The following is a 6323-nucleotide window of genomic DNA, read 5'->3' as shown; positions in this document are numbered from 1 at the left end:
CCTCGATCTGCCCGAACAGGTCTGGATCAACAAACCAGAGCCGGAACCTCAAGCCGCATAACTCCCGCTGGCCTCAAATCCTTGACACGTTCCGGAGCGGCGGAACGCCGCCGCCGACAGATCGACGAAGAACCGCCCCGCTCCGGAGAGCTCCAGCACCGCGCCGTAGATGGTGAACAGCACGATGTACGAGGCGGCCACATCCAGGGGTGTGCCGTAGAAGCCGCTGTCCGAGTTGTAGAACGCGTCGATCAACTGGCTGAAGTCGAGCCCCGAGTGCGCGACCGGCCAGGCCTGCGGCAGCAGCCCGCCGTAGTAGCCGTAGCCGAGGAACAGCAGGCAGACGGCGGGCAGGATCCACCCGGTGGCCCGCCGGCACGCCTCCAGCAGCAGAAGCAGCAGGAGGGTGCCCATCACCAGGTCCATCGGCACGAGCAGACCCTGCCGGTCGAGGAAGGCGTTGTAGCCGCCGCCGCCCGTACCGATGCTGATGGGCAGCACGGGGTAGAGGCAGCCGGCCACCGCTAGTGCGACCAGGGTCCAGTCCACCGCGGTGGGTCGCGCCGGCGCCGAATGTGGCAGGCCCGGCCCGACCGGTCGGTCGCCGCCGGTGCGGCGCAGCCGGGCCCGGAGCCGGGCCGCGAGCCGCAGGTCGGCCGGGTAGACCAGAAAGACCAGCGGCAGTACGCCCGCCAGAAAGAAGATCAAATAGTATTTGCTGCCCTGCGCGAGGGGGCGGAACACCTGCCAGAGGGCGAGTGCGCCGACCGCCAGCGCCGCCGCGGTGAGGAGCAGACCGGCCGGCCCGGACAACACCCGCCCCGGTTTCTCGTCCTCGAACTGGGCGGCCAGGTCCCGCGTCGCCCGTTCGGTGTCGGCGCGAGCGTCGTCGTCGGCCCGCCCGGCGAGATCGGCGCTGTCGGCCGCAGCGGGCGCGTCGGTCTCGGCCGCTCTCGGTCGGGGCGGTGCGCCGCCGTCGCCCGGTGTGGGCTCATCGGCGGGGGAGTTGGCCGGCTGTGCGGGTGGCGGCGAACCGTCGGGCGAACGGGTGGACGACACGAGGGGACGATACACGTCGATCAAGCGGCAGGTGGGGCATCGACGGCCGTTTCGGCGCAGTGCGGTCGAGGGTGGGGCAGCGTCCCGTCGTCCCTGCCGGAATTTGCCTGGAGGGCTGTCGGACCCGGCGGCTAGGGTCGGGCGGTGACTTCGGGGCGACCATTGATTCAGGCTCGCGGGCTGCTGAAGCGGTTCGGCGACTTCACCGCCGTGGCCGGCATCGACGTCGAGGTGCGCTCGGGCGAGGCGTTCGGCTTCCTCGGCCCCAACGGCGCCGGCAAGTCCTCCACCATGCGGATGGTCGGCTGCATCTCCCCACCGAGCGGTGGCGAGCTGCGCATCCTCGACATGGACCCGGTCCGCGACGGGCCGGCGATCCGGGCCCGGCTCGGCGTCTGCCCGCAGCTGGACAACCTCGACCCCGAGCTGACCGTCCGGGAGAACCTCACCGTCTACGCCCGCTACTTCGGCATCTCGCGGCGGGTGGCCCGGGAGCGGGCCGCCGAGCTGCTGGACTTCGTCCAGCTCAGCGAGCGGGCCGACAGCAAGGTCGAGCCGCTGTCCGGCGGGATGAAGCGCCGGCTGACAATCGCCCGCGCGCTGGTCAACGACCCGGAGATCGTGCTGCTCGACGAGCCGACCACGGGGCTCGACCCACAGGCCCGGCACCTGGTCTGGGAGCGGTTGTTCCGGCTCAAGCAGCAGGGCGTCACGCTGGTGCTCACCACGCACTACATGGACGAGGCCGAGCAGCTCTGCGACCGGCTGGTGGTGATGGACGGCGGGCGGATCGTCGCCGAGGGCTCACCCCGGGCGCTGATCGAGCAGCACTCCACCCGCGAGGTGGTCGAGCTTCGCTTCGCCGCCGAGTCGCAGGAGCCGTTCGCCGGCAAGCTCGACGGGCTGGGGGAGCGGGTCGAGGTGTTGCCCGACCGGGTCCTGCTGTATGTGCCCGACGGCGACGCGGCGGTCGCCGAGGTCGCCGCGCTGGGGCTCAGCCCGGCCAATGTGCTGGTGCGGCGCAGTGGCCTGGAGGACGTCTTCCTGCACCTGACCGGCCGCACCCTGGTCGACTGACCCGATTGGGCGCCCGACGAACGGGTCAGATGGCGGATGACCGGGGGTGCGCCGCCGGAGTGATCTTGCGTAGCATCGGCGCCCGGGTCGGCATGTCCGCCCGACCCGGAGTTGACCACGGGGGTTTCATGTCCGACGTACAGACCAACAGCCGGCATCAGGCCGGGCTGACCGCCCTCTACCTGGGCATCTTCGCGATGGTCTGGTTCAGCGTGCCCGCCGCGGAGCAGCCGTTGCGTGCCCTGCTGGTGGTGGGCAGCATCGCGGCACTGCTCACCGCCGTGGTGGGCGGCGTGCTGTCGGCCCGCACCCGGGGCGCGGGCGGCCCTCGGGACCGGGCGACCGACCGTCGGTACCTGCTGATCGTGGTCGCGGAGTTCGCCGCCGCCGGGCTGGGCGCCGCCGTGCTCGCCGCCGCCGGTTGGTCCGAGTACATCCCGGTGCTGGTCTGCGCCGTGGTCGGGCTGCACTTCTTCCCGCTCGCCCCGCTGCTGCGGGACCCGCTGCTCCGGCCGCTCGGTGTCGCGCTGTGCGTGGTGGCGGTGGCGGGCCTCGTCACCGCGCTCGCCTCGGCGGTGTCCGCCGGTCTGGTGGTCGGCACCGGCGCGGGGCTGCTGCTGCTCGGCTACGCCGTGCAGGCGCTGACCCGCGCGCACCGGCCGGTGTGACCGGCCCGCGCTTCGCCGCCGAGGTCGACACGGTCCGATCGTTGACGGTTCAGCAGCAACCTTTCCCGCGTGTCGAGCTGCTGAGCCGCCAACGATCACGGCTCAACGGGCTCTGGCCCAGGTGAGGAATCGGTCGCTGAGTCGGTCGTGACCGGCCTGGCCGGCGAAGTCCCCGGCCGCCTCGTAAAGCAGCGTGGCGAGGTAGATGAGCAGGCCGATCCGGTCCTCGCGGTATTCGCCGAGCAGCGACAGACGGGCTGGGGAGCAGGGCCACGCGGCGCCGACAACCTTCCCGCGCTGGTGGCCGTGCGCGACTCCAAGGATCCGACCGGCCGGGTGCTGGCCTTCACGCCCGATGCCTGGCGCGCGTTCGTCGGGTCCGACGCCGTTCGCCGGTAGATAGCGGCCACGCCGTTCCGATCCGCTCCTAGATCCACTCGGCTTCCGGGAAGTCGGGGTGTCGCGGTGGCTTTGACACCCCGACATCCTGAAGCCGTGTCGATCATCGGCCCGAAACCCGGGGGACAGGTCGGCGGATGTGGCCGTAGGGTGACCGGCGGCCTGTCGTACCCCCGGGGTAGGAAGGTCGGTGTGGCGGGCGTGGTGTGGCGGGGGTGGTCGTGGTGAGCGTGGCTGGTTCGGCGCGGGAGCGGGCTCGGCCCGCGCTGCCACGGGTGCCGGCGCTCGCCGTGTTCGACTACTTCCTGGTGGGTTACCGGCGCACCTGGCGGGCCGGGGTGTTCTCCTCGTTCCTGCTGCCGGTGCTGACCGTGCTCGGCTTCGGGCTGGGCGTCGGCGCCTACATCGACCAGGGCGTCGGCGGCGTGCGCTACCTCGACTGGCTGGTCCCCGGGCTGATCGCCTCGACCGCCCTCCAGGTGACCGTCGGCGACTCGACGTGGCCGGTGTTCAGCAACTTCCGGTGGATCAAGACGTACTTCGCCCAGAGCGCGGCGCCGCTGCGGGTGGCCGACGTCCTGGCCGGGCACCTGGCCTTCGTGATGTTCCGGGTGCTCACCACGATCGCGGCGTTCCTGTTGGTCACCGGGCTGTTCGGGGCGTTGCGCTCACCGTGGGCGGTGGCCACCCTGCCGGTGGTGGCGCTGCTCGGGCTTGCCGTGGCCGCACCGACCTTCGCGTACGCCGCCTTGGTGACCAGCGACAGTTGGCTGGCGATGCTGTTCCGGTTCGCGGTCATCCCGATGACGCTGTTCGCCGGGGTGTTCTTCCCGGTCGAGTCGCTGCCCGACGCACTGCGCTGGCTGGCGTACGGGACACCGCTGTGGCACGCCGTCGACCTCTGCCGTGCGGCCACGCTCGGCGTCGCCCCACAGTGGTCGATCGCCGGGCACCTGCTCTACCTGGCGGCCTGGTCACTCGCCGGCTGGCTGCTGGCGCTGCGCGCGTTCCGTCGCAAGCTCATCGTCTAGGGGAGTTGTCGTGGTCACGCTGATCCTGCCTCGGCTGGTCGACGTCTCCGCCGCGTCCCGGCGGTCGGCGTCGGTGGTCGAGCGCAACGTCGCGGCGCTGAAGTCGGTCTACTGGCTGCTGCTGCTCTCCGGCTTCGTGGAGCCGCTGCTCTACCTGCTCTCGATCGGGGTGGGCGTCGGCACGCTGGTCGGCGACCTGCCGCTGCCCGACGGGCGGCTGGTCTCGTACGCCGAGTTCGTGGCCCCGGCGATGCTCGCCTCCTCGGCGATGACCGGGGCGCTCGCGGAGACCACGTTCAACTTCTTCGGCAAGATGAAATACATGAAGCTGTACGACGGGGTGATCGCCACCCCGGTACGGCCGTTCGAGATCGCCCTCGGCGAGTTGGGCTGGGCGATGCTGCGGGGCAGCGCCTACTCGGCGGCGTTCCTCGGTGTGATGGTCGCGCTGGGCCTGACCAGCGTCGCCCGGGCGCTGACCGCGCTTCCGGCGGCCGTGCTGGTCGGGTTCGCCTTCGGTGCGCTCGGCATGGCGCTGTCCACCTTCATGCGCAGCTGGCAGGATTTCGACCTGATGGGCTCCGCCCAGTTCACCCTCTTCCTCTTCTCCGGCACGTTCGTGCCGGCCCAGGCCTACCCGGCCCTGCTGCACTGGTTGATCGAGGTCACGCCGCTCTACCGGTCGGTGCACCTGATCCGCGGCGTCGCGCTGGGCACAGGCGGCTGGTTCTGGCTGCTTGACGTGCTCTACCTGCTGGCGATGATGGCGCTCGGCCTGCTGGTCGCTTCCCGCCGGATGGGCAGGTTGCTCTACCGGTAGGGGTTACGCGCCGCCCTCCTCGGGGCACGTCGGAGGCGACACCACGACGATGAGGAGGGGCGATGGCCTCCGACCAGTCTTCCGTTGGCAGCGGGCGTGACCGTGACCCGGCCCGTGGGCCGGTCGGCCCGGACGAGGGGCCGGACAGCCCCACCGACCTGCCCGGCAGCGGCTGGAAGGCGGCGCTGCGCCGCACGGTCACCGAGTTCCAGGACGACAGCCTGACGGACTGGGCGGCCGCGCTGACCTACTACGGGGTGCTGTCCATCTTCCCCGGGCTGCTGGTGCTGATCTCCATCCTCGGCCTGCTCGGCCCGGCCGCCACCCAGGGTGTCGAGGACACCGTCAAGCAGGCGGTGCCCGAGGGCAACATTCAGCAGATCATCACGGACGCGATCACCCAGGCGGGTGACAACGGCGGGCTGGCGAGCATCGCCGCGATCATCGGTCTGCTGGCCGCGTTCTGGTCCGCGTCCGGGTACGTTGCCGCGTTCATGCGCGCCTCGAACACCATCTACGACGTGCCGGAGGGACGGCCGATCTGGAAGACGCTGCCGATCCGGGTCGGCGTGACCGCGGTGATCGGCGTGCTGCTGCTGGCCTGCGCGGTGATCGTGGTCTTCACCGGGCGCCTGGCCGAACTGGTCGGAAACGCGATCGGGGTGGGTTCGACGGCGGTCACGGTGTGGAACGTCGCCAAGTGGCCGGTGCTGCTGATCCTGGTCAGTCTGATGTTCGCGATCCTGTACTGGGCCTCGCCGAACGCGCGGCACGGCGGCTTCCGCTGGGTCAGCCCGGGTGGCGTGCTTGCCGTGGTGATCTGGCTGGTGATCTCCGGCCTGTTCGCCTTCTACGTGAGCAACTTCGGCTCGTACGACAAGACGTACGGGACGCTGGCCGGGGTGATCATCTTCCTGGTGTGGCTCTGGCTGAGCAACATCGCGATCCTGCTGGGCGCCGAGTTCGACGCGGAGCTGGAGCGCAGCCGGGCCATCTCGGCGGGCCACTCGGCCGACGAGGAGCCGTACGTCGAGCTGCGCGACGACCGCAAGCTGAGGAAGAAGCGGAACGCCGCGGGCCGTCGCTGACCACTCCCGCCGACCGCCCCGCCACCTGGGTGTCAGGTGGCGGGGCGGTGGCGTGTCCGGCGACGGCACATTGGGCGAGCGGACCCGGGCGGGGAGCGACCCTTTTCTTGATCGACTAGTAGCTTTTGTTCGCATGGACAAAAGTTGGGATCAGAACGGCTGAAGCTCTGGACAGGCGGCA

At 70.8% G+C, this 6323-nt stretch carries 7 protein-coding genes; 6 read left to right on the top strand and 1 reads right to left on the bottom strand.

Annotated features, from left to right (window positions below; genetic code table 11):
- Positions 1-48: 48 nt before the first annotated feature.
- On the bottom strand, positions 49-1059 hold the full coding sequence (locus ACWD5O_RS25120; RefSeq protein WP_450086741.1) for a hypothetical protein: 1011 nt from the start codon (positions 1057-1059) through the stop codon (positions 49-51).
- 144 nt (positions 1060-1203) lie between these two features.
- Here ACWD5O_RS25120 and ACWD5O_RS25115 point away from each other — a divergent pair, with 144 nt between their 5' ends.
- The 6 genes from ACWD5O_RS25115 (at position 1204) to ACWD5O_RS25090 (ending at position 6142) form a co-directional block, all read left to right on the top strand.
- Entirely contained in the window at positions 1204-2136 is a 933-nt protein-coding gene (locus ACWD5O_RS25115; RefSeq protein ID WP_450086740.1) for an ABC transporter ATP-binding protein, read from the top strand.
- Positions 2137-2264: 128 nt separating this feature from the next.
- A complete protein-coding gene (locus ACWD5O_RS25110; protein ID WP_450086739.1) occupies positions 2265-2804 on the top strand; it encodes a hypothetical protein in 540 nt (179 codons plus the stop codon).
- 147 nt (positions 2805-2951) lie between these two features.
- Complete coding sequence (locus tag ACWD5O_RS25105; RefSeq protein WP_450086738.1) at positions 2952-3203, top strand: DUF397 domain-containing protein; 252 nt, start codon at positions 2952-2954, stop codon at positions 3201-3203.
- Positions 3204-3433: 230 nt separating this feature from the next.
- Complete coding sequence (locus ACWD5O_RS25100) at positions 3434-4234, top strand: ABC transporter permease (RefSeq protein WP_450086746.1); 801 nt, start codon at positions 3434-3436, stop codon at positions 4232-4234.
- A 10-nt stretch (positions 4235-4244) separates the two neighbouring features.
- Entirely contained in the window at positions 4245-5054 is an 810-nt protein-coding gene (locus tag ACWD5O_RS25095) for an ABC transporter permease (protein WP_450086737.1), read from the top strand.
- 62 nt (positions 5055-5116) lie between these two features.
- Complete coding sequence (locus ACWD5O_RS25090) at positions 5117-6142, top strand: YihY/virulence factor BrkB family protein (protein ID WP_450086736.1); 1026 nt, start codon at positions 5117-5119, stop codon at positions 6140-6142.
- Positions 6143-6323 lie beyond the last annotated feature (181 nt).

It is taken from the genome of Micromonospora sp. NPDC005161 (assembly GCF_053599855.1).
Note: the sequence above shows the minus strand (reverse complement) of the source record. Positions and strands in the feature narration are given on the sequence as shown.